At 64.9% G+C, this 23,600-nt stretch carries 23 protein-coding genes and 1 pseudogene; 8 read left to right on the top strand and 16 right to left on the bottom strand.

From position 1 onward, the window contains the following. Positions 1-5 precede the first annotated feature (5 nt). Entirely contained in the window at positions 6-1,736 is a 1,731-nt protein-coding gene (locus DB708_RS18965; protein WP_108924514.1) for a DUF3556 domain-containing protein, read from the bottom strand. Between the two features lie 119 nt (positions 1,737-1,855). Between DB708_RS18965 and DB708_RS18960 the strand changes: the two genes are divergently transcribed. Beyond that, the gene (locus DB708_RS18960; RefSeq protein ID WP_108924591.1) at positions 1,856-2,074 is read left to right on the top strand and encodes a hypothetical protein; all 219 of its coding nucleotides are present in this window, start codon (positions 1,856-1,858) and stop codon (positions 2,072-2,074) included. A 5-nt stretch (positions 2,075-2,079) separates the two neighbouring features. On the opposite strand, the gene DB708_RS18955 is transcribed toward DB708_RS18960, so the two are convergent. From DB708_RS18955 to prpD, 3 genes are read right to left on the bottom strand one after another with little or no spacing between them, the layout of a single operon-like run. Beyond that, positions 2,080-3,198, bottom strand: coding sequence for a bifunctional 2-methylcitrate synthase/citrate synthase (locus tag DB708_RS18955; protein WP_108924513.1), 1,119 nt, complete (start codon positions 3,196-3,198; stop codon positions 2,080-2,082). Further along, positions 3,195-4,112 (bottom strand): methylisocitrate lyase, encoded by a 918-nt coding sequence (gene prpB, locus DB708_RS18950; RefSeq protein ID WP_108924512.1) that lies wholly within the window; start codon positions 4,110-4,112, stop codon positions 3,195-3,197. The genes DB708_RS18955 and prpB overlap by 4 nt, the downstream gene beginning before the upstream one ends. Then, entirely contained in the window at positions 4,112-5,617 is a 1,506-nt protein-coding gene (gene prpD / locus DB708_RS18945) for a 2-methylcitrate dehydratase PrpD (protein ID WP_201263561.1), read from the bottom strand. Before prpD ends, prpB begins: the two co-directional genes overlap by 1 nt. A 110-nt stretch (positions 5,618-5,727) precedes the next feature. On the opposite strand from prpD, the gene DB708_RS18940 reads away from it, so the two are divergent. Together DB708_RS18940 and DB708_RS18935 are read left to right on the top strand one after the other, a co-directional pair. Then, the gene (locus DB708_RS18940) at positions 5,728-7,155 is read left to right on the top strand and encodes a short-chain fatty acyl-CoA regulator family protein (protein ID WP_108924590.1); all 1,428 of its coding nucleotides are present in this window, start codon (positions 5,728-5,730) and stop codon (positions 7,153-7,155) included. Positions 7,156-7,273: 118 nt separating this feature from the next. Next, the gene (locus DB708_RS18935) at positions 7,274-8,638 is read left to right on the top strand and encodes a flavin monoamine oxidase family protein (RefSeq protein ID WP_108924510.1); all 1,365 of its coding nucleotides are present in this window, start codon (positions 7,274-7,276) and stop codon (positions 8,636-8,638) included. A gap of 22 nt (positions 8,639-8,660) precedes the next feature. Here the strand turns inward: DB708_RS18935 and DB708_RS18930 are convergent, their stop codons facing one another. Then, positions 8,661-9,173 (bottom strand): DoxX family protein, encoded by a 513-nt coding sequence (locus tag DB708_RS18930; RefSeq protein WP_108924509.1) that lies wholly within the window; start codon positions 9,171-9,173, stop codon positions 8,661-8,663. A gap of 177 nt (positions 9,174-9,350) precedes the next feature. Here DB708_RS18930 and DB708_RS18925 point away from each other — a divergent pair, with 177 nt between their 5' ends. Together DB708_RS18925 and DB708_RS18920 are read left to right on the top strand one after the other, a co-directional pair. Next, positions 9,351-10,961: a pyruvate, phosphate dikinase gene (locus DB708_RS18925; protein WP_108924508.1), complete on the top strand. Its 1,611-nt coding sequence runs from the start codon at positions 9,351-9,353 to the stop codon at positions 10,959-10,961. Next, the gene (locus tag DB708_RS18920; protein ID WP_108924507.1) at positions 10,958-11,563 is read left to right on the top strand and encodes a MarR family transcriptional regulator; all 606 of its coding nucleotides are present in this window, start codon (positions 10,958-10,960) and stop codon (positions 11,561-11,563) included. The genes DB708_RS18925 and DB708_RS18920 overlap by 4 nt, the downstream gene beginning before the upstream one ends. A 1-nt stretch (position 11,564) precedes the next feature. On the opposite strand, the gene DB708_RS18915 is transcribed toward DB708_RS18920, so the two are convergent. From DB708_RS18915 to DB708_RS18905, 3 genes and pseudogenes are all read right to left on the bottom strand, one after another. Then, a complete protein-coding gene (locus DB708_RS18915) occupies positions 11,565-12,806 on the bottom strand; it encodes a WS/DGAT domain-containing protein (protein WP_108924506.1) in 1,242 nt (413 codons plus the stop codon). Between the two features lie 4 nt (positions 12,807-12,810). After that, entirely contained in the window at positions 12,811-13,713 is a 903-nt protein-coding gene (locus DB708_RS18910) for an alpha/beta fold hydrolase (protein ID WP_108924505.1), read from the bottom strand. Positions 13,714-13,784: 71 nt separating this feature from the next. Then, positions 13,785-14,272, bottom strand: a pseudogene (locus DB708_RS18905) (VOC family protein). A gap of 99 nt (positions 14,273-14,371) precedes the next feature. Between DB708_RS18905 and DB708_RS18900 the strand changes: the two are divergent. After that, positions 14,372-15,244, top strand: a complete 873-nt coding sequence (locus DB708_RS18900) for an alpha/beta fold hydrolase (RefSeq protein ID WP_108924504.1) — start codon at positions 14,372-14,374, stop codon at positions 15,242-15,244. Here DB708_RS18900 and gnd read toward each other — a convergent pair. Together gnd and DB708_RS18890 are read right to left on the bottom strand one after the other, a co-directional pair. Beyond that, positions 15,237-16,259 (bottom strand): phosphogluconate dehydrogenase (NAD(+)-dependent, decarboxylating), encoded by a 1,023-nt coding sequence (gene gnd / locus DB708_RS18895; protein WP_108924503.1) that lies wholly within the window; start codon positions 16,257-16,259, stop codon positions 15,237-15,239. The genes DB708_RS18900 and gnd overlap by 8 nt on opposite strands. A 15-nt stretch (positions 16,260-16,274) precedes the next feature. Continuing rightward, a complete protein-coding gene (locus tag DB708_RS18890; protein ID WP_108924502.1) occupies positions 16,275-17,684 on the bottom strand; it encodes a glucose-6-phosphate dehydrogenase in 1,410 nt (469 codons plus the stop codon). Positions 17,685-17,808: 124 nt separating this feature from the next. Here DB708_RS18890 and DB708_RS18885 point away from each other — a divergent pair, with 124 nt between their 5' ends. Next, the gene (locus DB708_RS18885; protein ID WP_108924501.1) at positions 17,809-18,642 is read left to right on the top strand and encodes an adenylate/guanylate cyclase domain-containing protein; all 834 of its coding nucleotides are present in this window, start codon (positions 17,809-17,811) and stop codon (positions 18,640-18,642) included. Here the strand turns inward: DB708_RS18885 and DB708_RS18880 are convergent. Continuing rightward, entirely contained in the window at positions 18,612-18,803 is a 192-nt protein-coding gene (locus DB708_RS18880; protein WP_108924500.1) for a hypothetical protein, read from the bottom strand. The genes DB708_RS18885 and DB708_RS18880 overlap by 31 nt on opposite strands. Positions 18,804-18,862: 59 nt before the next feature. Here DB708_RS18880 and DB708_RS18875 point away from each other — a divergent pair, with 59 nt between their 5' ends. After that, positions 18,863-19,543, top strand: a complete 681-nt coding sequence (locus DB708_RS18875; RefSeq protein ID WP_108924499.1) for a guanylate cyclase — start codon at positions 18,863-18,865, stop codon at positions 19,541-19,543. On the opposite strand, the gene DB708_RS18870 is transcribed toward DB708_RS18875, so the two are convergent. From DB708_RS18870 to DB708_RS18850, 5 genes are all read right to left on the bottom strand, one after another. After that, positions 19,540-19,863, bottom strand: coding sequence for a putative quinol monooxygenase (locus DB708_RS18870; protein WP_108924498.1), 324 nt, complete (start codon positions 19,861-19,863; stop codon positions 19,540-19,542). The genes DB708_RS18875 and DB708_RS18870 overlap by 4 nt on opposite strands. A gap of 373 nt (positions 19,864-20,236) precedes the next feature. Next, complete coding sequence (locus tag DB708_RS18865) at positions 20,237-20,857, bottom strand: C40 family peptidase (protein ID WP_235616854.1); 621 nt, start codon at positions 20,855-20,857, stop codon at positions 20,237-20,239. 90 nt (positions 20,858-20,947) lie between these two features. After that, the gene (locus DB708_RS18860) at positions 20,948-21,457 is read right to left on the bottom strand and encodes a nitroreductase/quinone reductase family protein (protein WP_108924496.1); all 510 of its coding nucleotides are present in this window, start codon (positions 21,455-21,457) and stop codon (positions 20,948-20,950) included. A 30-nt stretch (positions 21,458-21,487) separates the two neighbouring features. Continuing rightward, on the bottom strand, positions 21,488-22,555 hold the full coding sequence (locus DB708_RS18855) for an acyl-CoA dehydrogenase family protein (protein WP_108924495.1): 1,068 nt from the start codon (positions 22,553-22,555) through the stop codon (positions 21,488-21,490). Between the two features lie 363 nt (positions 22,556-22,918). Continuing rightward, positions 22,919-23,600: LysR family transcriptional regulator substrate-binding protein (locus tag DB708_RS18850; RefSeq protein WP_165839868.1), on the bottom strand; the 682-nt coding region annotated here is incomplete at its 5' end.

Here is a 23,600-nt window from a genome sequence, read left to right as displayed (position 1 = left end):
GCGGTTTACTCCGCTTGCTCGGACAGCACCTGGACCGGCACATCGTCGGCCCAGGGCTGCCGGGTGACCATGTCCGAGACTTTGACGATGCCGCGCTCGAACTCGCCTGTCGCGGCGTCCACCAGCCGATAGGACTGGGTCTGGCGGTGGATCGGCTGAGCGTCGAGCAGCACGACCCGCACTTCGCCGGGCAGGAAGCCGCAGCGCTGCTGCATCGCGGCGATCAACTGCTCGTTGTGCATATGGCCGTCGCCGAAATTCCATCCGATCGCGGTACTGCAGATCCGCTCCCCGTCGGTGATGACGTAGTCGTCCTCGTTGCCGTCGGCCATCGCGCGATGCGCGAGTGTGAACAGCGCGCGGCCGTGAGTGTTCATGGCGCGGAACGCATATCCGAGATACATCGGGATCTGGGCACGCTCCTTGCCGTACACCTTCTCCAGCTGGGCCGCGGGCATGCTGGCGATCGAGACGATGTTGTGGTTGATCTTCTTATCCGCCGATCCCTTGATGCACCACAGCGTGGTGTCCCAGTTGCCGGCGTAATACCGCATGCCGGGCAGGAACGAGATCTTGCGCGGAAACAGGTTGCCCGCGATCACGATCCCGGCAATGAACGCGATGAAAATCCCCACCGGGACAGGGTTTTTCAGGTCGGCCAGCCCGGTGTGAGCGTGGCCGACAAACAGCGCGAACACGCCGAAGATCATGAACACGTTCCACTCCAGCGGCACCCCCATCGGGATGGCCGACAGGATGCCGAAGTGGAAGAGCACCATGATTGCCGCGGGAACCGCGGTCCACCAGCCGCCGTGCGCGACGAATAGCGCAATGGGCACACACATTTCGACGAAGGTGCTCACGTGGGCGAAAATCCGCGACAGCCGTCCGGGCCGCAGATCGTCGGGAAACTTCTCGAAGAACAGCCGCTTGATGAAGCGTGGCCGGAAGACCGGGTTGTTGGACATCATCGTCGACATCACGAACGGAAAGTGTTTGTTCAGCTTGGACGTCGCCGCGCCCATCCAGATCACCAGGAACACCAGTTTGGCGGCGATGATCATGTCGACGCCGCCGAACAGGAACGTCACCGCCAGCGTCGCGTAGACCTCCCCGCGGGCGGCTAGAAAGATCACCTTGTCGCGCAATCCCAGCACCGCGAGCAGCACCAGGATCAGCACGATCCGCCAGGTAGGTATCAACCCGACCTGGGTGCCCAGTTCCGGCACCGGGCCGGTGCCGTCGGCAAACAGGGTCAGGAAGGTCAACAGCAGAAGCAGCCCGTACAGCGCGTTGTCCACCAGCGTGCGGGCCGTGCCCTTGGTCCCCGGGACGCGCTTGGGCCACGGGGGCAACCGAATGGTGTCGGGCCGCAGCCAATACAGGATCGAACCCAACGGCGGATTGACCCGGTTGTTCAGCGGCCCAAACCCACAGCCAAGCCCGATCACCTCGAAGAGCATCGTGTAAAGCACGACCTTCTCGAACACGATCGGCTCGCAGTACCACGACATGACGTGGGTGAACGCCAGCCCGCGGGTGGTCGGCACCGCCAACAGCCACGCGAACAGGATGTAGAGCAAGATCTTGCCGACGTAGAACAGGTGCAGGACGACCGGCGTTCCGAAGCCCACTTCGGCCCAGTGCCGGGCCATCGGCCGGATCTTCTCGCTGCGGCTGAGCTTGCTCCACTCGTCGATGTCGACCTGCGGCAGTTCGGGTTGGAGGAATCCCATTGCCACAGACTAGAACGCGTTCTAGCGCAGCGTGCCGAGGGCCGCGGATGACATCCTTTGCCCGCAAGTTCTCCGCCGGATAGCGTGATGGCTTGGCACCTGCTTAGGAGATGTCCATCGTGAGCAGATTTCGGTTCCTGGTATCGGCCGCATTGGCGGCCTTTATCGCCGCCGGCTTCGGCGTCGGCACCGCGCACGGCGACGCGCCCACCGTCGGGGATTCGTGCACGGCGTTGCACGCCACCATCCAGGACGCCAATGGCCGCACCATGTGGTGCAATCCGACCATGACCGGCAACCACAACCTGGTCTGGCAATACGGCGGCCCAGCGGACTAGCCGGCTTACCTGAAGGCCAGTGCCCGCTGCTGGGGCCCCGAGTAGGCACTCAACGGCCGGATCAAGGAGTTCGACGCGGCCTGCTCCATGATGTGAGCGGTCCACCCGGTGATCCTGCTCATCACGAAGATCGGCGTGAAGCAGGCGATGTCGAATCCCATCAGGTAGTACGCCGGACCGGTCGGGAAGTCGAGATTGGGCTTGATTCCGGTCGCGTCAAACATCTCGGCTTCCAGGATGTTGTACATGTCCAGCCAGCGCTGCCCATCGCGCGTCGCGGCGACGCGGCTCAACGCCTCCTTCATCGTCGGCACCCGGGAGTCACCGTTCTTGTAGACCCGGTGGCCGAATCCCATCACCTTTTCTTTGCGGGCGAGCTTGCCGCGCAACCATTCTCGGGCGTTGCGCGGATCGCCGATCTCGATCATGTCATGCATGACCGCCTCGTTGGCGCCGCCGTGCAGCGCGCCCTTGAGCGCACCGATGGCACCGGTGACCGCGCTGTAGATGTCGGACTGCGTCGACGTCACCACCCGTGCGGCGAACGTGGAAGCGTTGAAACCGTGTTCGGCGTACAGGATCATCGACTGCTCGAATGCCTTCACGACTTCGGGTTCGGGCACCTTGCCGAAGCACATCTGCAGAAAGTTCTCGGAGTATCCCAACCCGCTGTGTGGCGGGATCGGCTCCAGCCCACGGCGTCGTCGCATGTCCACCGCGACGATGGTGGGCAACACCGCCAGCATGCGCAGCGACTTGGCCCGGTTTGCCGAATCGTCGTCCTCGTCGGGATCCTCGGCACCCAAAAAGCTGATCGCCGTGCGTACCACGTCCATCGGGTGGCAGTTGTCGGGGAGCTTGGTCAACAGCGACAGCATCGACCGGTCGATCCGGCGGCTGGCGCGTTCCCGCTGGCTGAACAGCGCCAGCTCCGAGTCGGTCGGGAGCTCACCGCGCCAAAGCAGGAACGCGACTTGTTCGAAACTGCACTGCGCGGCCAAATCCTGGACCGCGTACCCCCGGTAGGTCAGCGAATTGGTCTCCGACACCACCTTTGAGATCGCGGTGGTGTCCACCACCACGCCGGCTAGGCCCTTTTTGATTTCAGCGGTCGGCGCGGTCATGGTTGGTTCCCTTCGACGGCGAAGTTGTAGATGTCGGAATCGAATTGGTTGTAGTCGGAATAGCGCAGCAGCTCGTAGAGCCGGCTGCGGTGCTGCATTCGCTCCAGCAGGCTGGATTGTGTTCCGGTGTCCGCGATTTCACGAAGGCCAGACTCGACGGCTTGCATGGCCAGACGCAGGGTAGTCACCGGGTAGATCACCACGTTGTAGCCGATGTCGGACAACTGCTTGGCGGTCAAGAGCTCTGACTTGCCAAACTCGGTCATATTAGCGAGCAACGGCGTGTCCACCGCGGCGCGAAACTGCTCGAAATCGGCTGGCGTACGCAGGGCTTCGGTGAAGATCAGATCGGCGCCGGCGTCGGCGTAGGCCTTGGCGCGGTCGATCGCCGAGGGAATTCCTTCGATACCCGCGGCGTCGGTGCGGGCGCAGATGATGAAATCGGGGTCCCGCCGGGCGGATACCGCGGCGCGCAGACGTTTGACCATCTCACTCGCCGGCACCACGGCTTTGCCATCGAGGTGCCCGCATCGCTTCGGATTTTCCTGGTCTTCCAGGTGGCAGCCCGCCAGCCCGGCATCCTCCAGGACGGTCACCGTGCGTGCGGCGCTCATCGGTTCGCCGAAGCCGGTGTCGGCGTCGATCAACGTGGGCAGGTCCGTCGCCCCGGCGATCTGGGCGCCGCGCGCGCCGACTTCGGTCAGGGTGGTCAGGCCGATATCGGGCAGTCCGAGATCCGCGGAGAGCACCGCGCCCGACACGTACACGCCGTCGAACCCGATCTCGGCGACCAGCTTGGCAACCAGCGGCGAGAACGCGCCTGGAAATCGTTGCAGCCGACCACTTTGCAGCGCGGTGCGAAGCTGTGCTCGCTTCTGTGCCGCGGGAACAGCGCTGCCGATCAGCCCGCTCATCAGAAGATCCCCGGCCCAATCTTGGGCGCCTGGTCGAGCACCAGCGGACCGACCGTGATGTTGAGCGCGCCCAGAGCACCGGCCTGCAGTTGCGGAAGGGCTTCCACCGCCGACAGGAATCGCTGCTGCTCGGCGTCGGCGACCACGCCGTCGGCCAGGTCGGTGAACTTCCCGACGTACTGCTTGCGCTCAAATGGCCTGGCCCCCAACGGGTGCGCGTCGGCGACGGCCAGCTCGTCGACGATTACCTCCCCGCTCTTCAGCGTCACCTCGGCGCGGGCGCCGAACGCCTTCTCGGCGGGATCGGCCGAGTGATAGCGGCGAGTCCACTCGGGGTCTTCGACCGTGGAGATCTTGTGCCAGAGCTCGACGGTGTCGGGCCGGTGTGCCCGCTCGGGCGCGTAGGACCGTTCGTGGTGCCAGGTGCCGTCCTGCAGCGCGACCGCGAAGATGTACGGCAGCGAGTGGTCCAGCGTCTCCCGCGATGCGTCCGGGTCGAACTTCTGCGGGTCCCCGGATCCGGTGCCGATCACATAGTGGGTGTGGTGGCTGGTGTGCAGCACTATCGTCGCGATCTGGCCCAGGTCGCCGATGCGCTCGCGCAGCCGCCGGGCCAGGTCGATCGGCGCCTGGCTCTGGTACTCCGCCGAGTGCTCCTTGGTGTAGGTGTCCAGAATGGCCCGCTTCGGTTCGCCCGGCTCCGGCAACGGCACCTGGTAAGTGCGCTCGGGACCGCCTAGCAGCCAGGCGATTACGCCGTCCTCGCCCTCCCAGATGGGCGCCGGAGCACCTTCCCCGCGCATCGCCCGGTCGACCGCCTCGATAGCGATCTTGCCGGCGAATGCCGGTGCGAAGGCCTTCCAGCTGGAGATCAGGCCTTTGCGGGACTGACGGGTGGCCGTGGTCAGGTGCAGTGCCTGCCCGACCGCCTGATAGATCACCTCGGGGTCGAGCTTCAGCATGGTCCCGAGGCCGGCGGCCACCGAGGGGCCAAGGTGGGCGACGTGGTCGATCTTGAACTCGTGCAGCGAGATCCCTTTGACCAGATCGACCTGGACCTGGTAGGCCGTTGCCAGACCGCGAATTAGATCGGCACCGCCGATATCGAGGTGCTGTGCCACGGCCACCAGTGCGGGGATGTTGTCTCCCGGATGCGAGTACTCGGCGGCCAGGAACGTGTCGTGGAAGTCCAACTCGCGTACCGCGACGCCATTGGCCCATGCCGCCCACTCCGGCGAGTAGTCGCCTTCGACGCCGAAGACCTTCGCGCCCCGCGCCAAAGCCGGATGCGCCAGCGCCTGGACCCGGGCGGTGGTCACCGGACGACGGGTCAGCGAGGCAGCCGAAACCGCGGCGTTGTCGATGATGCGATTGATCACCATCGCTTCGGTCTCCGCGGGCACGGCGACCGGATCTGCAGCGACCTCGGCAATCTTGAAAGCCAGGTGCTCGCTGCGGGGGAAGTCGTCGGCGCTGCGCCGGGTTCGAACGTCATGAATGCGCATAAACCGCACATTACGCAACCAATGAAACGGGGTAAATCCCCTAAAAGAGCGTAATTTTGTGTCCTTATCCGCATGATTTTGCAAATCTTGTGAAAGACAGTGCGCGTACGCTGTTACGGGTGGCGAAGACGTTCGCTGGTGCGCGGCTACGACGGCTCCGCGAGGAGCACGGGCTAACTCAGGTCGCGCTGGCGCGCGCCCTGGGATTGTCGACCAGTTACGTCAACCAGCTGGAAAACGACCAGCGTCCGATTACGGTGCCGGTGCTGCTGACACTCACCGAACGCTTCGACCTACCGACCCAATACTTCGCGCCGGAGTCCGATGCCCGCCTGGTCGCGGATCTGCGCGAAATCTTCACCGACGGGCCCGCGACGGCCGGACAAATCGAAGAGCTGGTGGCCCGGATGCCCGAGGTCGGCCAGACGCTGGTCAACCTGCAGCGGCGGCTACACGACGCCACATCCGACCTCGAAGCCCTACACGGTCGTGCCAACGCCGAAATACCGACGGGCCCCCCGCAGCCGATGCCGTTCGAAGAGGTTCGGGACTTCTTCTACGACCGCAAAAATTACATCGGTGATCTCGATGTCGCGGCCGAGCAGCTGTTCAATCAAAACCGTTTGCAGACAGGCGGACTCGACAGTCAGCTGGCAGAGCTCGTTCGCGAAGAACTCGGCATCACCCTGGTCATCGACGACGGGCAGGTCCTGAATCCCAACTCCAAGCGCCTGTTTCGGGCCGAGTCGAAAACCCTATATCTGGCCCGGTGGCTCCATCCCGGCCAGCGCGCCTTTCAGTTGGCAACTCAGATCGCGTTGCTCACCCAGGCCGAGCTGATCGGCGGCATCATCGCCGGCGACGACCAGCTCAGCGACGATGCGCGGGGCGTGGCTCGCATCGGCCTGGCCAACTACTTCGCCGGTGCCCTGCTGTTGCCCTACCAACGGTTTCTGGCAGCCGCCGAGGGCATGCGCTACGACATCGACCAGCTGGCAAGACGTTTCGAGGTCGGCTTTGAAACCGTCTGCCATCGGTTGTCCACCCTGCAACGCCCGAGCGCGCGCGGGATCCCGTTTATCTTCGTCCGGACCGACAGCGCGGGGAACATCTCTAAACGTCAGTCCGCCACGGCTTTTCATTTCTCGCGGGTGGGCGGCAACTGCCCGCTATGGGTGGTTCATCACGCCTTCTCCCGGCCCGGCCAGTTCATGACACAGATCGCTCAAATGCCGGACGGGCGCACGTATTTCTGGATTGCGCGCACCACCACGACGGAGCCCAGCCGATACCTGGGCCCGGACAAGAGCTTTGCGATCGGGCTCGGCTGCGACGTGGCGCACGCCGGGAAACTGATCTACTCGGTCGGTATCGACCGCACCGGTACCGAGGCGATCGTGCCGATCGGTGCCGGCTGCAAGATCTGTGACCGGCCCGCCTGCCCACAACGCGCCTTTCCGTATCTGGGCCATCGGGTGCACGTGGACCCGCACTCCAGCACCGATCTGCCCTATCCGCCGGTGATCACACCGTCATAGCGGCATCGAACGCCGGCCGATTTGACCTCATGCATGAATTCCGCGCGAACGGACAGCCATGATCTCGCGATCGGTGTAGTTTGCTGCTCAGCACCCAAATGCAACCGAGGAGCCGATCGTGGCGGACGTCGATTATTGCGTGGTCGGAGCGGGTTTCGCGGGTTTGACGGCCGCCTTCCGGTTGAAGCAAGCGGGCCACTCGGTGGCCTTGCTGGAAGCCCGTGACCGGGTAGGTGGTCGCACCTTCACCGAAACCTTCCCGGACGGAACGTGGGTCGATCGCGGCGGCGCGTGGATCGGGCCGGGCCAGGACCGCATCTACGCGCTGATGAAAGAGTTCGGCGTACCGGAATACAAGCAGCACAACGACGGCGACGCGATGATGATCGTCGGCGGCAAAAAGCACCGCTACGGCGGCACCATCCCGTGGACCGTGAGCCCGTGGGCGGTCGCCAACCTTGGACTCGGTTTGGCCGCCATCGAGAAGATGTGTAAGGAGATTCCGCGCGAAGCCCCGTGGGAGGCGAAGAAGGCCGCCGAGTGGGACCGCATCAGCATCGGGGAATGGATCCACAAGAAGACCGCGTCCAAGGAAGCCGCCGAGATGCTGGACATGGCCTTCGCCGGCCTCTACACCTCGGCAGGGTCGGAGACGTCGTTGCTGTGGGGGCTGCTGCAGACGGCCTCCGCCGGCGGGCTCACGTTCGCGATTTCGGGTAAGGGTGGCTCGCAGGATGCCCGCCCCGTCGGTGGGATGGGCGCGCTGCACCGCCCGATGGTGGCCGAACTCGGTGACGCGCTGCACCTTTCGCAGCCGGTCCGGCAGATCACCCAGGACGCTGACGGCGTGACGGTCAGCGCGGCCGATCTGACGGTGCGAGCGCGCCGAGTCGTTGTCGCGATCCCACTGGCGATCGCCACCTCGATCCTCTATGAGCCCGCGCTGCCGGTGGACCGGGCTTTTCTGCACCAGCGCGTTCCCAGCGGCGCGGTCATCAAGACCTCGATCTTTTACGACGAGCCGTTCTGGCGGGCCGACGGATTCTCCGGCCAGTCCGCCGCGCCGGGATCCCCGGCCACCCTGACCATCGACGCCTGCACCAACACCGCGGACCCGGGCATCATGTGCATCATCACCGAGGGACCCGCGGCGCGCCGACTGACCTACCTCGAGGCGGACGAACAAAAGTCGATCCTGATCGGCGAGCTTGTCGATCGGTTCGGCAGTAAGGCCAAATCTCCGCGGGAATTCCACCTGCAGAACTGGACCGTCGAGCGCTATTCCGGTGGCGGGATGATCGGCCACACCGCGCCCGGCGTGCTGACCGAATTCGGCTACACCTTGCGCGAACCCTGCGGTCGCGTCCATTGGGCAGGCACCGAGAGCTCGGCGGTCATGTGCGGGTGGATCGACGGAGCGATCCGCTCCGGCGAGCGGGCGGCGGCCGAGGTGACGGCGGCCGAAACCACTGCAGTCGCCTAGGCGGACACGGCGCCCCGAGAAGCTAGCCGGCTTGCTTGGCCGGCGGCCGGTAGAAGATCAGCAACAGGCCGAGCGCGCCTGCGAGACCGAGCCCCACCGAGATCAGCAGCCCGTTCCAGCCGATCAGCGGGTCGTTGATCCCGAAGATCGCCCAGTCCAGGCTGAGCCGGCCGGGTCCCAGCGTCGCCACCGCGATTGCGGACAACGCCAGGACCAGGTTGTACTCCCAACCCTCCTTGACGATGAAGAACCCGTTGTGGCGGTGCACGGTCCACGCCGCGACCAGCATCAGCGAGACAAAGCCCGCGGCGGGAATCGGCGTCAGCAGCCCGGCGGCCAGGCCCAGCCCCGCGGCGATTTCGGTGGTGGCGGCCACGGTGGCGTGGAACTTGCCCGGCTTCATACCGATGCTCTCGAACCATCGCGCGGTGCCCGGTATCCGGCCGCCGCCAAAGAACTTGTTGTAGCCGTGTGCGGCCAATGTCACGCCCAGCACCAGCCGCAGGATGAGTAATCCGACGTCATAGGGAGTCATACGTGCAAACCTAGATCATCGGGCGGATCGGATAACAGCAGTGGTGAGCGGCTGCGTCAGGCGATTCGTGTGGGAATATAGCGGGCGTTCCCGCGTTTGCCGGCAACTAGCTGAACCAGGAGGGGGTGCACCACGGCGCGTATCGCACGAGGCAACAGCACCCCCGAAAGCAGCTCGATCGGGCATGCGGCCACCTCCACCGACCACACCGTGGTGTTGCTGAACGGCGAAACGGACCATCCGCGGCAGATCCTGGGCAACAAGGGCCACGGCATCGAAGTCATGCACCGGCACGACTTGCCGGTGCCGCCCGCGTTCTGCATCACCACCGAGGTGGGCCTGCGGTGTCTGACCGAGCCCGCCGCGACGCTGGACGCGATCTGGCACGACGTGCTCGACCGAATGAAATGGCTGGAGGGCGAAACCTCACGCACCTTCGGCCGCGGGCCGCGTCCGCTGCTGGTCAGCGTTCGCTCGGGGGCCACCCTGTCGATGCCCGGCATGATGGACACGATCCTGAACCTGGGTCTCAACGACAACGTCGAACAGGCGCTGGCCGCGTCTGGAACCAAGAAGTTCGCCGAAGACACCCGGCTGCGGTTCACCGGTATGTATCACCGCATCGTCGGCGGCCAGTCGCCATCCGTTCCGGACGACGCGTACGCGCAGCTTCGCGCGGGCATCGAGGCCGTGTTCGCGTCGTGGAACTCGCCGCGCGCGGTTGCCTACCGCGACCACTACGGCCTCGACGAGGGTGGCGGCACCGCCGTGGTTGTGCAGGCCATGGTTTTCGGCAACCTGGGCCCCAATTCCGGTGCCGGAGCATTCTTCTCACGCAACCCGATCACCGGCGCCAATGAGCCTTTCGGGGAATGGCTCCCGGGCGGCCAGGGCGACGACGTGGTCTCTGGATTGGTCGACGTGGAACCGATCGCCGCCCTGCGCGACGAGCAACCGGCGGTCTACGACGAGCTGATGGATGTCGCCCGCACTTTGGAACGACTCGGGTCCGATGTGCAAGAGATCGAGTTCACCGTGCAAGACGGCAAACTCTGGCTGCTGCAGACTCGGGCGGCCGAACGCTCGGCGCAGGCGGCGGTGCGGCTGGCGCTGCAACTGCATCACGAGGGGCTCATCGACGCCGCCGAGACGCTGCGCCGGGTGACCCCGACACACGTCAAGGCTCTGCTACTGCCGGCGCTGCAGCCGGAAATACGTTTGGCCGCACCGCTTTTGGCAAAAGGATTGCCGGCCTGCCCGGGCGTCGTCTCGGGTAAGGCCTACACGCAGGTGGACGAGGCGCTGGATGCCGCCGACCGGGGTGAGCAGGTCATCCTGGTTCGCGACCACACCCGACCCGAAGACGTCCGGGGCATGCTGGCCGCCCACGGCATCGTCACCGAGGTCGGCGGCGCCGCCAGCCACGCTGCGGTGGTCAGCCGCGAACTCGGCAGGGTCGCAGTGGTGGGATGCGGCAACGGAGTCGCCGCAACGCTGGCCGGCAAGCAGATCACCGTCGACGGCTACGAAGGTGAAGTGCGCGAAGGCAATCTGGCCCCGTCCTCGTGGTCGGAGAACGATACGCCCGAGCTTCGCGAACTCGCCGACATCGCGCGGCGAATCAGCCCGCTGCGCGCACACGCCGACGGCGACCACCCGACGCTTGACGATACTTCTGACGCCGCGGTGCGCGCCGCGCTGGACAGCGGGCGTACCGACGTGCTCTCGGCCTCCCCGCTGATCGTCATGCTGGCCGCGCTGCGACTGACCACCCAGACCACCCCGTGACTGAGTTGGCTGTGCTGCAGGCAATTCGGCTCAAGGGTCGGGTGACGCCGACCGACCTCGCCGCCACCCTCAATGAAGACGTTGGCGACGTGACCGAGACGCTGACCGCGTCGGGCTTGCTGGTCGGCGGGGCGACGTTGCGGATCAGCCCCAGCGGCCGCGACCGGCTGAACGAACTGCTCGCCCAGGAGCGCGAGGGCGTTGACCCGGCCGCGGTGGCGGCCGTGTACGACGACTTCCGAAGCGTGAACCACGATTTCAAGGCTCTGGTAACCGACTGGCAGCTCAAGGGCGGTCCCGGGAGCCCGCCCAATGCGCACGACGACGCCGAATACGACGCGGCGGTACTGGCGCGCCTCGACCGGGTGCACGCCAGGGTGTTGCCGATCATTGCCGCGGCCGGCGCCCAACTGCCCCGGCTGAACGCCTATGCAGCCAAACTTGTTGCAGCACTTGGAAAAATCAAAGGCGGCGACAGCTCCTGGCTGACTCGACCGCTGATCGACTCGTATCACACGGTGTGGTTCGAAATGCACGAGGAGCTGATCGGCGCCGTCGGCCTCACCCGCGAGGAGGCGGCCAGGTCCGGCGACGCGCAATAACTTAAAGCGCGGCGTCGAGGCGCGCCAGATAAGCGTCGATGTCGGGGACGGCGGATTCGGCCGCGTTGACACTGATCGCGATCGTCTCGCCGATGCCGTGCACGCCGTGCGTCAGACCCATTGCGGGCGACAACGGCGGATAGGTGGCCGTCAGTACCACCGGAGCGCCCCCGAAATTCAAATCAGCGGGACCGCGGTTATTGCTGGACAACACCGTGTTTCCCAACACCTGCGCGGGCCGGGCATCGGGATCGAACAGCGAGACACCCCACCGCAATAGCGCGCCGGGCATCGCGGCGAAGGCCCGGTCGGTTGCGCGGGTAGCCGGATGCGCGAATCGCCGCCGACCATTGTCCAGATCGGTGGCGATACGCTGCACTCGGGCATCCCGATCAAGCTGTGGGTATAGCCCGACAACGACATTTCCGAAATGGTTATGTGGATGTGGCACACCGGGTTTAGCCATCGGCACTTCTGCGGCCAATGAATCGGCCGCATCGCCGAGCAGGCCGGACAGCGCGGTGGACACCGCGGCCAGCACCGCAACGGTGACGGTAGGACCCAGCACTTGCGAGCGGTGGCGCACCAAAGTATGAATCGAGCGGACACCGGCCGGACGGGCGTTGGTTGGCAGCGGAGGCCGGTATCCGATTCCCGGTGCCACCAGCCCGTCGCGGGTGTCGCGAACCAGCTGGCGATGCGTGCGCGCCGCGTCGACAGCACGCCACGGCAGAAAACCCAACGGCAACCGCTGCATCTCGGGCATTGGGTCAGCCCGCCCGAACAGCCGGGCTGCCATCGCCGAAGCACGAACGCCGTCGGCCAATGCATGCGGATACTGCCAGATCACCACGGTGCCTGGGCCGCCGACGCCCGGGACGCCGAAGACCGGCGTGAATACGTGTATCCGCCAGGGCATCTGGCGCATATCCAACTGGTGATCGGCGAGACCGACTACGGCCGTCAGGCAGCCGCGCCAGCTGCGGTCGACCAAGTCGTGGCAGACCACCTGCTCGGGACCGACCGGCGCGGGCACCCACTGCGGATACGTCAGCGGGTATCCGTCGTGGACCCGCATGGTCAGATCGGGACACCCGCGGGCCCGGCGACACACTTCGGCGATGGCAGCATCGAGATCGGCGGGTTCGCCGTCGAATGCCCACAGCTGGAAGTCGTCGTTGGGGACCTTGGCCGACATCCAATAGAACTCCGCATCGACGGCCGCCATTCGCTGCGCAGCCATGGCGTCAGCCGGGTGGGTCGACGAACGCGAGCACCCGCTCGGCCACCTTCTCGGGCTGTTCAAGCTGCAGGAAATGCCCGGCATGATCGACGATGGCCACCTCGCTGCCGGCGGGAAGCACCTTCTCCGTCCAGTGCGCGAACGCCGGAGTCATACAACCGTCGTCACGGCCATGCAGATACAAGGTAGGCAGGATGGGTGCCTGGGTCCACAGCTCGTTGAGTTCGGCGTAGCGCTGCGGCGGCTTGGTGTTGCGCAGCGTGGCCCGGTAGGTCCCCAGCGCCGCCCGCCAGCTTTCGGGCGTTCCGATCGCGGCGTCGACGTGGCGCAGATCCTCGTCGGCCCCGCGATAGCCCGGCGACCATCGCCGCCACAACAACGGCAGTATCCAGGGCCCGGAACGCTCTGGCAGCAAAGGTAATTGGAAGTAGAACATGTACCAGCTGCGCAACAGCTGACGCGGCAGCTGGCGGGCCAGCCGGCCCCGCTCGCTCACCTGGCCGCGGAATGCGGCAGACACCGGCACCGACATGACCACGGCTTTGGCGAACGGGCTGTTGGGCATCGCGGCCAAGCCGGTGGCCGCCAGTGCGCCCCAGTCATGACCGATCACCACGTCGCGGTCGGTCCCTCCGGCCGCCGCGCGCACACGCAGCGCGTCGTCCATGATCGCGCCGACGTGATAGCTGCCGTCGTCGGGAATCGACGACGGGGCGTATCCGCGCATGAACGGTGCGACGACCCGCCAACCCGATGCGGCAAGCAGTGGGGCCATCTTGCGCCAGCCGTAGGCGGTGTCGGGGAAGCCGTGCAGACACAAGGCGATCGGGGCGTCGGGCGGGCCCCAGGTCAGCGCCTTGAGGTCGCCGGGAGGCCCCGGCACGTCGATCCACCGCGGCTCCGTCACACGGACCAACCTAACGCGTACGGGTCTAGACCGCACCGACGGACCGCAGGAATCTCTAAACCGTCACGGCATCAAGGGTTTTCGCTCGATGCATCCGCCGCCGCCCGCTCGAGCTCAGCGACCACGATCTTGCGCATGCCGTACATCGCCTGGGTGGCGGCCGTCGCGCGGGCCGGATCGGGATGGCTCACCAGGTCGTAGAGCCTGGCCGGGATTACCTGCCAACGCAGCCCGTAGCGGTCCTTGCACCAGCCGCATGGCAACTCCTCACCACCGTCGGTCAGCCGGTTCCAGTAGTAATCGACCTCGTCCTGGTCTTGGCAGTCGATCGTGAAGGAAACCGCCTCGCTGAACGGGAACTGCGGACCGCCGTTGATCCCGATGAACCGGTTGCCGTCCAGCACAAACGTGCCCGATAGCACCGAGCCGGGCTCGCCGGGACCGGCGTCGGTGCTGCGGTTGAGGTCCTGGATTCGCGAGTTCGGGAACACCGAGGCGTAGAACGTCACCGCCTCCCGAAGTTGTGGTCAAACCACAGCGAGGGAGTGATCGATGGCATGGGCGCCTCCTTTCCTGTTTGGGTACCTGCCGAGGTCGTCTCACGGTCAGACCCCACCAAGCGCCAGAAATCATCGGAGCACTATGTAACGTCAGTTCGATGAGCACCGTGAGCAGCAGTCCCCAGACGGTCAAGTTCGCTGGTGTGGGCGGTATTGGCCTGGTCGCCGACGAATGGAACCGCGACGTCGCCATCGCGGGCCGACCGTCGATTCTGATGTTGCACGGCGGCGGCCAAAACCGGTTCTCCTGGAAGAACACCGGTCAATTCCTGGCCGACGAGGGTTACCACGTCGTCGCACTCGACAGCCGCGGCCATGGCGACAGTGACCGGGCGCCCGGCGCGGACTACGCGATCGAAACCCTGATGGCCGACGTTTTGCACATCCTCGACGCTATCGGCCATCCCGTCGTGCTGATCGGCGCCAGCATGGGTGGGCTGACGGGCATCCTGGTGGCCGACGCCGCGGGCCCGGACAGGGTGACCGGATTGGTGCTGGTCGACGTGGTGCCGCGGTACGAGAAGAACGGCAGCGCGCGCATCCGGGACTTCATGTTGACCAACCTGCACGGTTTCGGCTCGCTCGAAGAAGCAGCCGACGCAGTGTCGGCCTACCTGCCGCACCGCAGTAAACCGCGCAGTCCCGAGGGGCTGAGAAAGAACCTTCGGCTGCGTGACGGCCGGTGGTACTGGCACTGGGATCCGGCGTTCATGATCGCACCCGGCGACGACCCGGATTTGCGGACGGACAACTTCGAGCATGCCGCCAAGCATCTGCAGATCCCGATCCTGTTGATCCGCGGCAAACTCTCCGACGTTGTCAGCCCCGAGGGCGTGCGGCATTTCCTGGACACGGTGCCGCGCGCCGAGTTCGTCGAATTGTCCGACGCCGGGCACACCGCCGCCGGCGATGACAACGACGCGTTCACCGACGCCGTGGTGGACTTCGTCAGGCGAGTGACCGCTAGTTAGCCGGTTTCTCGGCGTGTCCGCCGAACTGCTTGCGCATCGCCGACAGTGCCTTGTTGGCGAAGTCGTCGAGGCTGCGCGAGGCGAAGCGGGACTGCAGCGCGGTCGTTAAGACCGGTGCGGGAACTCCCTCGTCGATCGCCGCGATCGCGGTCCATCGACCCTCGCCCGAGTCCGAGACCCGTCCGGAGAACTCGTGCAGGTCGGGCGATTCGTGCAGCGCGATCGCCGTCAGATCCAGCAGCCAGGACCCCACGACGCTGCCCCGACGCCACACCTCGGCGACATCGGGAATGTCGATGTTGTAGCGGTAACACTCGGGGTTGGACAGCGGCGCGGTTTCGGCGTCGCCCTTTTCGACGCGCGTACCGATGTCGGCGTTGCGCAGAATGTTCAGCCCTTCGGCCAGCGACGCCATCATTCCGTACTCGATTCCGTTGTGCACCATCTTCACGAAGTGCCCGGCTCCGGCCGGCCCGCAGTGCAGATAGCCCTTCTCCGGTTGCGTGACCTCGCCCTCGCGGCCCGGCGTGCGCGGGGCCGCGTCAACACCGGGCGCGATGGTGGCGAACAGCGGCTCGGCGTGATCGAAGGATTCCTGGTCGCCGCCGATCATCAGGCAGTAGCCACGCTCTCGACCCCACACCCCGCCGCTGGTGCCGCAGTCCATGAGGTGAATCCCCTTCTCGGCCAAGAATTTTGAGTGTTTGAGATCGTCGCGGTAGTAGGAGTTGCCGCCGTCGATCACGATGTCCCCAGGCTCGAGCGTCTTACCCAGCTCCTCGATCACCGACGTGGTGATGTCGCCCGCAGGCACCATCACCCAGACCACCCGCGGCGCGGTCATCTTCTCCTTCAGCTCGGCAACCGAAAAGGCCCCTGTCATTCCCGCCTCACCGGCCAGCGCCTTGACGGCTTCCTGGTCGTGGTCGTACACCACGCCCTCATGTCCGCCGCTGACCACGCGGCGAATGATGTTCGCACCCATCCGGCCCAGGCCGATCATTCCGAGCTGCATTATTTTCCGGTCTCCTTACTGTCCCGACTGCGTTTTTGGAGGGAACCACGGGTCTTGCCAGTGGCGATGACCACGTACCAGCGACTGGACGGCCTCGGGCCCCCAGGACCCCGGCTCGTAAGGGTGGATTTCGCTCGGCTTGTCGAGCAGCGGCTGGACGATGCGCCAGGTCTCTTCGATGCTGTCCTCTCGGGCGAAAAGCTGCCGATCGCCGGTCAGCGCGGCATGCAGGAGCAGTTCGTAGGGCCCCTCAGCTTCACCCAGGTCCGTGGCGAACAACGAATCCAGGTGTACGTCGTGCCAATCGCCCTGGACTTGAGCGGACAACTGCAGACGCATGCCCGGTTCCGGGTCGATGCGCAACACGATCTGATTCGGCTCGGCCGACCTGCGGTGGGGCAGGAAGGCCAATTGCGGAACCCGGCGCAGAAACAGCCGCACCTCGGTGACCTTCTCCGGCAGCTCCTTACCGGCCCGCAGGAAGATCGGCACCCCGGACCAGCGCCAGTTGTCGATCTCGGTCCGCAGCGCGACGAAAGTCTCGGTCTGTGAGTCCTTTGCCACTCCGGCAACGTCGGTGTAGCCGTTGTACTGACCCCGTACGCAACGCTTGGGGTCTAGCGGCGGCATGGCGCGGAACACCTCGGACTTTTTGTCGTTGAGGTCGTCGGCGCTGCCACCGACCGGCGGTTCCATAGCCATCACAGCAAGCACCTGCAGCAGATGGTTCTGCACCACGTCGCGCAGGGTGCCGACCTTGTCGTAGAACTTGCCGCGGCCCTCGACGCCGAAGTTCTCGGCCATCGTGATGTGAATCTCGGAAACGCTCTGGCGATCCCACAACGCGGCCAGCGCCTGGTTGGCGAAGCGGAGGCATTCAAGTTCCACCACGGGCTGCTTGCCCAAGAAGTGGTCCACCCGCAGGATCTGGTCTTCGTCGAGCACCGCGTGTAATCGCTCGTTGAGCTCGCACGCCGATTCCAGGTCATGGCCGAACGGCTTTTCCACTGCGACGCGTGCGCGCTGCACGAGTCCTTCGCGCGCGAGGTTCTCGACGATCGGGGCGAACAACGCGGGCGGCATTTCGAGGTAGTACAGCGGGCGGTAATCCGAACCGATCATCTCCGCCAGCCGGTGGTATAGCTCGCGCTCGGTGACATCGCCGTGCATGTAGTCCAACCGATTCGCCAGCCGATCGAACACCTCGTCGTCGATCTTCTCCCCGGCTTCGTTGATGGCGCCCCGCGCCCGCTCGACCAACTCCTCGACGCTGATGTCGTCGCTAGCGACACCCAGGATCGGGCAGTCCAGCAGGTTGCGGCGCTCGAGCCGATACAACGCCCGGAACGTCATCTTGCGGGCCAGATCGCCGGTGATCCCGAAGATCACCAGCAGGTTGGACGAATCACCACCGTCGTCGGCCAAGACCGAACCTCCCAAAAGTCACCTGATCGGAGCACTTGAGATGCACTACCCGGGGGTGTTCGCACTCAACCCTAGACACTGCTTATAGGGCCGACAACCGGAAGCCATCGCGCACTTTGCAAGGATGCGTGACGTGGGTGATGTACTGCATATCGCGGTCTACGTCCTGGCCGGCGTTGCCGTGATCGAAGCCTGCGCACTCGCCGTGTTGTGGCGGTTGCTCGACCGTAGCCGCCAGGAGGCCGAGGAGCTACGGCAGCGTGTCGACACCCGCAATTGGCTGATCTCCGGTGGCCGTGAGGCGGTCAAGACGGTGTGGAACACCGCCAGCGTGATGCGTAAGGAGGGCTTTGGCGCGGCCATGCGCAGCTCCATCGAAGACCTCGCCGACTGGGCCGAGGTCGAGCGCCCCGACCTGGCCCGGGTCACGCCGGACGGCCGGGTGGTGATTCTGTTCTCCGACATCGAGGAGTCCACCGCCCTCAACGAGCGGATCGGCGACCGCGCCTGGGTCAGGTTGATCAGCTCGCACGACAAGCTCGTTTCCGGGCTGGTGAAGCGTCGATCCGGCCACGTGGTCAAGAGTCAGGGCGACGGTTTCATGATCGCCTTTGCCCGGGCCGAGCAAGCGGTGCGCTGTGGCATCGACCTTCAGTACGAACTGCACAAGGACGCAAAACGTAAGCGGCACGAGGAGATTCGGGTGCGGATCGGCATCCACATGGGCCGCTCGGTGCGCCGCGGCGATGACCTGTTCGGCCGCAACGTCGCCATGGCGGCGCGGGTCGCGGCGCAGGCCGTCGGCGGAGAGATCCTGGTGAGTCAACCGGTGCGAGACGCGCTGAGCGGCTGTGACGACATCTGGTTCGACGAAGGCCGCAGTGTCGAGTTGAAAGGATTTTCGGGCGACTATCGGTTGTTTGCAGTTCAGACCGAATCCGACGCCGACCTGGACTGACCACCGTGGGCATCCGACTCGGCCAGCCGCTGGTGCAGTCGGGAGCGGATCTCGTCGGGGGTGTAGGCGCGCCGTTTCCGTTGGTCACGCACGACGAGAGCGCCCCCGGCGACGACACCGGCGACGCCGGCCAGGCCGATCCACTTCCAAATGCTGCGCATAATTGACACGCTATTACCGCCATGGACACGGCGAAACCCCAAGCGACGAGCGGACTTCAATGCTGACCCTGGAACAAGCGCTGAACGAGACCCGGACCGGCGACCTCTGGCTGTTCCGCGGGGGTTCGGGACCCGACCGTGCCATTCAGACGTTGACGAACAGCCCGGTGAACCACGTCGGCATGACGGTGGCCATCGACGACCTCCCACCGCTGATCTGGCATGCCGAATTGGGCGACAAGCTCGTCGACCTATGGACCGGAACGAACCACCGTGGCGTGCAGCTCAACGATCTCCGCCAGGCCGTCGTGCAGTGGAGTGAGCGCTACCACCAGCGCTGCTGGCTGCGCCAGCTGATGCCGCACGCCACCCGCGAACAAGAAGACAAACTGCTGCGGGTGATCGCACGGATGGACGGCACCGCGTTTCCGACCACCGCGCGCCTCACTGGACGGTGGTTGCGTGGCCGGCTCCCCACCGCTTACGACTGGACAAAGGGAATCCCCTTCGTAGACAAGAAGGTTCGAGAGTCCACCCAACGGCGCAAAGAACGTCAGCGCGTCGGCTTGGAAACCGCGTACTGCGCCGAGACGGTGGGCATCACTTATGAGGAAATGGGCTTGGTCAGTACCGAGAAGTACGCGAACTGGTTCGACCCGGGCACGTTCTGGAGCGGCGATACGCTTCCGCTGGCACCGGGGTACGCACTAGGCGAAGAAATCGAAGTGTCCATCGGCTAGTCGACGGACATCTCCCCCATCTTCGACCAGCCCGTCGCGTCGATCGTCTGACTGATGATCTTGGGCGTGGACTTCAGCGCCTGCGGAATCTCCTGGATGGCCCGCTTGAAGTGATCGCTGTTGACGTGGACGCCCCCGGCGTCGCCGTCAACGAATGCCTCGACGAGGACGTACTCTGCCGGGTTTTCCAGGCTGCGCGACCATTCGAACCACAGGTTGCCCTCTTCGGCGCGGGTGGCGGCGGTGAACGAGGCGACCAGGTCCGGCCAGCGGTCGGTCCAGTCGGGTTTGGTTTCGAACTTGACGACGATGAAGATCATTGCGGTCCCCGCTTTGCTCGCAGCTCCCAATGCGCCTGCCCGCCCGATCAGCGACGGGCAGCGCCAGGATATACGGCCCGTTGCGGCCCCAGGCTCCTCGTTGTGACGGGAGTGGCATTGCGGGACAGTGAGGCTCCTGTTTCAGGGGAACACAGCAAAGTCCGCCTACGCGTCGCAATGGACGCGTAGGCGGACTTTTCATTGGAACTTCATTATTTGAATTTGCGATGCCACACAGCGACTTGTGATGCAGGCCACAACGAAGTGGTTTCCTCGACTACTTCACTTGCGCCAGGCGCGCAATGCAATCCGGGTGATTCGCGCCGCGATTCGATCTCCGAAATTAGATAACATGTCGAAATCCAATTCTTTATCAATTCGGAATTCCGGGATCGCCTGGCGGCGGCAATTCGGGAGCCGGCGCAGCGGGTGGGGCAGGAGCCACGGCACCAACCAAGACGGGCGGCGCCTCCGGCGGTGGGGGCGGAGCGTCCAGCGGCGGAGGGGGCGGTGCATCCGGTGGCGGAGGCGGCAGACCCGGCAGCCCCATTGGCAGGCCTTCACCGTCCGGCGGCATCGGCAGGAACATATGGTGCGTGAATCCGGCCTGGTAAGCGCCCGCACCACCGACGTGCACCCCGCCACGCTCGCAGCTGGACACCGGGGTACCGTCCGGCAGGGTCACCGCCGTGTGGCCCCCGTTCCAGCCGACAACCAACGCGTTGGGAGCCGTTCCATATTGGAAGCCCCGCGACAACAGCGCGGCTTCTTCATTCCCAGTATTGAATCTGTTTCCGTAAATCGGTCTGTCGGTTGCCGCATTGACAACCCACGACACGAGCCCCGAACAATCGGTACCCGCGGGAGAATCTCCACCCACAATATAGGGCGTCCCCGAGACCTGATTAATCAGCGACATCAACGAAGCAAGGACAATCATGGGCACGGACACTAGCAACAAGGTAGTTAGCAAGACAAAATTTGTGGCGCCCATCACGTGTAAATTAAATAATGGTGTGCACCGCACCTACAGCAAACAAGTCACGAGAATGCATATTTCCCGAAACGGTACTGCTACCAGGCCTCATCCCGCCGGCGCGGGCCGCAGGCGCAAAACCGGGATCCGCCGCCCAAGCGCAGTGGCCTTGGCGCGGTAATCGCCATAGTTGATGCAGACATGCTCCGCGAGCGCGTAAAGGCGCTCGTACTCGGCGGGATCGGTGACCTCCACCGCGACGAAGCCTTCGTCGCCGAGCCGACATTCGGGATGCGCCTTCAGGTTGTGGTACCAGTGCGGGTTCTTGGGTTCACCCAGATAGGAGGCGACCAAGATCGCATCGGGCCCATCGTGGAAGTACGCGAGTTGATGCTCTCGCGGCTGACCCGACTTGGCGCCCATGCTGATCAACGGGGCCGAGGAAAGCCCGCCGAGGATGGACGGGTAGCGCCCGCCGGTTGCTCGATACAGCCACGGATCGATGTGCCACAACAGATGTCGCCCCACGAACCCTCCCATCCGCGAGCGGCCGAAGCGTTCCAGGGCTCGATACCAGCGGCCGTAATCCTGGGTCGGGTCGACGTAGTGCAGCGGCATGCCGCGACATTACTGTGCGGTGCCCCACCGTCAGGCGCATCTGGACAATTCCCAGCGCAGTTGAGCCTCTGATGGCGACTGAACGGGGATGAACGCCGCCTCCCGATAATGGCGGCTCGTCGATGTCCTGGTTGCATACCCGTTGCCTCCGGCCGTTCGCATTTCTAAATCGGCGCTGGCACTGACAAGTTCACCCGCGGAAAGCCTCAAGGACAGCAGATCTTTCGTGGTCGGCGGCCTGGCGCCACCCACGGCGGCCGCCACCGCCGCCAACGTTGCTTCTGCTTGGGCCAGCCCGCCCGCGATGCGGTCGAGGTCGGGGCGCAAGATCGCAGTGGTCCCGGCTAGACCGAGCCTGCTCTGATCGACGCAGGTCCTGGTCAGCCCCAGACACATCGCCGACTGCAGGATGAGCATGATCGGACGCACCGCCCGCAGGAAACCCTTCAAGTCGCGCGACAGCACTTGCTCCGCGGGGACGTAGGCGGCTGTCATGTGCACATACGACGACGCGGTGCTCCCCATTGCCAGCAAGTCAAAGGGATCGCCCACCCCTATCCCCGGCGTATCCAGTGGCACGGCAACGATCAATCTCTCTCCGTCATCCGTGCGAGCCCCGGTAACCATGATCGAGTCGGTATACAGATTGCTGGCCCACCTGATCGGGCCGGAAATCTCATAGCCGCCCACCACCGGCGTCGCCGTCAATTCCAGGCTTCCGCAGCCCGTCACCTCCTTTTGCGCCGCAGCCATTCCACTGACCCCCAGGGCGGTCCCGGCAAGAAGCGGCGTGGCCGCGGCATTGCTGAAAGGCGTTGCAGCGGTGAGTAGATACTCCACCGTCATCCTGTGCGCCCACAACGAGAACCCCGTGCTCATGCATTCAGCCGAGATCAACCGGATCACATCGGCCATCTCGGGGAGCCTGCCGTCGGCATTGCCGGGGGCACCTACCCCGAGCAGAGCGGCAGATCCGAGCGCGACGAAGCTACGGCGGGAGTGATACTCGCCGCGGTCCAGCGCCCCGGCGTGGGCTCGAATATCTTCCAGCAGTCGCGAATCCAACTGGGTTGGTGCGGAACCCATCGCCGCCGTCATACCAGTACCTCCCGTTTGGTGTTTCATTCGCAACCAAGCAACTCGCTGCCGGAAGCGACGGTCGCCCCGGCACCGTTTCGAACGGGGCGGGGGTGCGCACTCACGTGAAAGTCCATCGCGCTCATGGCCGGTCACCGAAGGCCCGTTGTGTACTACGTACAGCGTCTACGGGCTACGCCCGAATCTACCCCGCCTACGCGACCCAGAAGTATGCACATTTCGGATGATTTCTCAGATACCTCGAATACCACGACCGCTGACAGCGGTAGGGTATTTCACAGCGATGCTGGCGAGCTGGTTCGTAAATCAACTGGGCACGAGCGGTTCTATGGACACGGGCTCCGAAATCGCAGGCCCCGCGGCTCAAACCTCGTCCGAGAAAGCATGTTCGGTGGCGGGCCCATCCCACCTGGGCAGTCCGCGCCGATGGACGTCGGAGACGAACTGTTGAACAAGGTGATCGGACCGTGCGTCGACAATAACAATGACATCAATCGTTATCAGGGGTTTTAGTCGGCGCACGGTTCCGGCCAGCCGCGTCGGTAACGCAGACGTTGGCGCGATGGTGATACCCATCCCGGCGGCGGCAAGCTGCACCGCCGTGCGCGGACTGCGGGTACGTAGCACGGTATTGAGCAGGATATCGTGGTGCGCGGCCAGCTGGTCAACCCATGCGGCCAAGGCATTTTCGCTGTCGTAGTGGATAAATGGCTGGCCATCAAGGTCCTCGATCGGTATGTGGGGCAGCTCCGCGTAGGGGTGCCCGGCGGCTGCCACCACAACGGCATCCTGCTCACCGATGACATCGATGTGACAAGAGCAGCCGCGGGTGGGTCGCGGGCCGAAAGCGACGTCGATTTGACCAGCCTCCAGCAACTCGAGCATGACGTCAGTGTTGGTGAACTCCAACAACTCCAAATGCACGTCCTGGCGCAGACATCGCCACTGTTGCAAGACCGGAAGCAAAAGCCATGCCGTCAGGGTCTCCGAACAAGCGATGCGGATTCTGCCCGCCCCACCCTGGCCCACCCGTCTGCCGGTCTGA

The organism is Mycobacterium montefiorense, assembly GCF_003112775.1.
Taxonomy (GTDB): Bacteria; Actinomycetota; Actinomycetes; order Mycobacteriales; family Mycobacteriaceae; genus Mycobacterium; species Mycobacterium montefiorense.
This window is presented reverse-complemented; position numbering and strand designations above follow the sequence as displayed.

What these genes read in the sequence shown, in the direction of transcription:
- DB708_RS18965 (WP_108924514.1), bottom strand. Translation starts at nt 1,736, where the DNA reads ATGGGATTCCTCCAACCCGAACTGCCGCAGGTCGACATCGACGAGTGG.
- DB708_RS18955 (WP_108924513.1), bottom strand. Translation starts at nt 3,198, where the DNA reads ATGACCGCGCCGACCGCTGAAATCAAAAAGGGCCTAGCCGGCGTGGTG.
- prpB (WP_108924512.1), bottom strand. Translation starts at nt 4,112, where the DNA reads ATGAGCGGGCTGATCGGCAGCGCTGTTCCCGCGGCACAGAAGCGAGCA.
- prpD (WP_201263561.1), bottom strand. Translation starts at nt 5,617, where the DNA reads ATGCGCATTCATGACGTTCGAACCCGGCGCAGCGCCGACGACTTCCCC.
- DB708_RS18930 (WP_108924509.1), bottom strand. Translation starts at nt 9,173, where the DNA reads ATGACTCCCTATGACGTCGGATTACTCATCCTGCGGCTGGTGCTGGGC.
- DB708_RS18915 (WP_108924506.1), bottom strand. Translation starts at nt 12,806, where the DNA reads ATGGCTGCGCAGCGAATGGCGGCCGTCGATGCGGAGTTCTATTGGATG.
- DB708_RS18900 (WP_108924504.1), top strand. Translation starts at nt 14,372, where the DNA reads ATGAGCACCGTGAGCAGCAGTCCCCAGACGGTCAAGTTCGCTGGTGTG.
- gnd (WP_108924503.1), bottom strand. Translation starts at nt 16,259, where the DNA reads ATGCAGCTCGGAATGATCGGCCTGGGCCGGATGGGTGCGAACATCATT.
- DB708_RS18885 (WP_108924501.1), top strand. Translation starts at nt 17,809, where the DNA reads ATGCGTGACGTGGGTGATGTACTGCATATCGCGGTCTACGTCCTGGCC.
- DB708_RS18880 (WP_108924500.1), bottom strand. Translation starts at nt 18,803, where the DNA reads ATGCGCAGCATTTGGAAGTGGATCGGCCTGGCCGGCGTCGCCGGTGTC.
- DB708_RS18875 (WP_108924499.1), top strand. Translation starts at nt 18,863, where the DNA reads ATGCTGACCCTGGAACAAGCGCTGAACGAGACCCGGACCGGCGACCTC.
- DB708_RS18870 (WP_108924498.1), bottom strand. Translation starts at nt 19,863, where the DNA reads ATGATCTTCATCGTCGTCAAGTTCGAAACCAAACCCGACTGGACCGAC.
- DB708_RS18865 (WP_235616854.1), bottom strand. Translation starts at nt 20,857, where the DNA reads ATGGGCGCCACAAATTTTGTCTTGCTAACTACCTTGTTGCTAGTGTCC.
- DB708_RS18860 (WP_108924496.1), bottom strand. Translation starts at nt 21,457, where the DNA reads ATGCCGCTGCACTACGTCGACCCGACCCAGGATTACGGCCGCTGGTAT.
- DB708_RS18855 (WP_108924495.1), bottom strand. Translation starts at nt 22,555, where the DNA reads ATGACGGCGGCGATGGGTTCCGCACCAACCCAGTTGGATTCGCGACTG.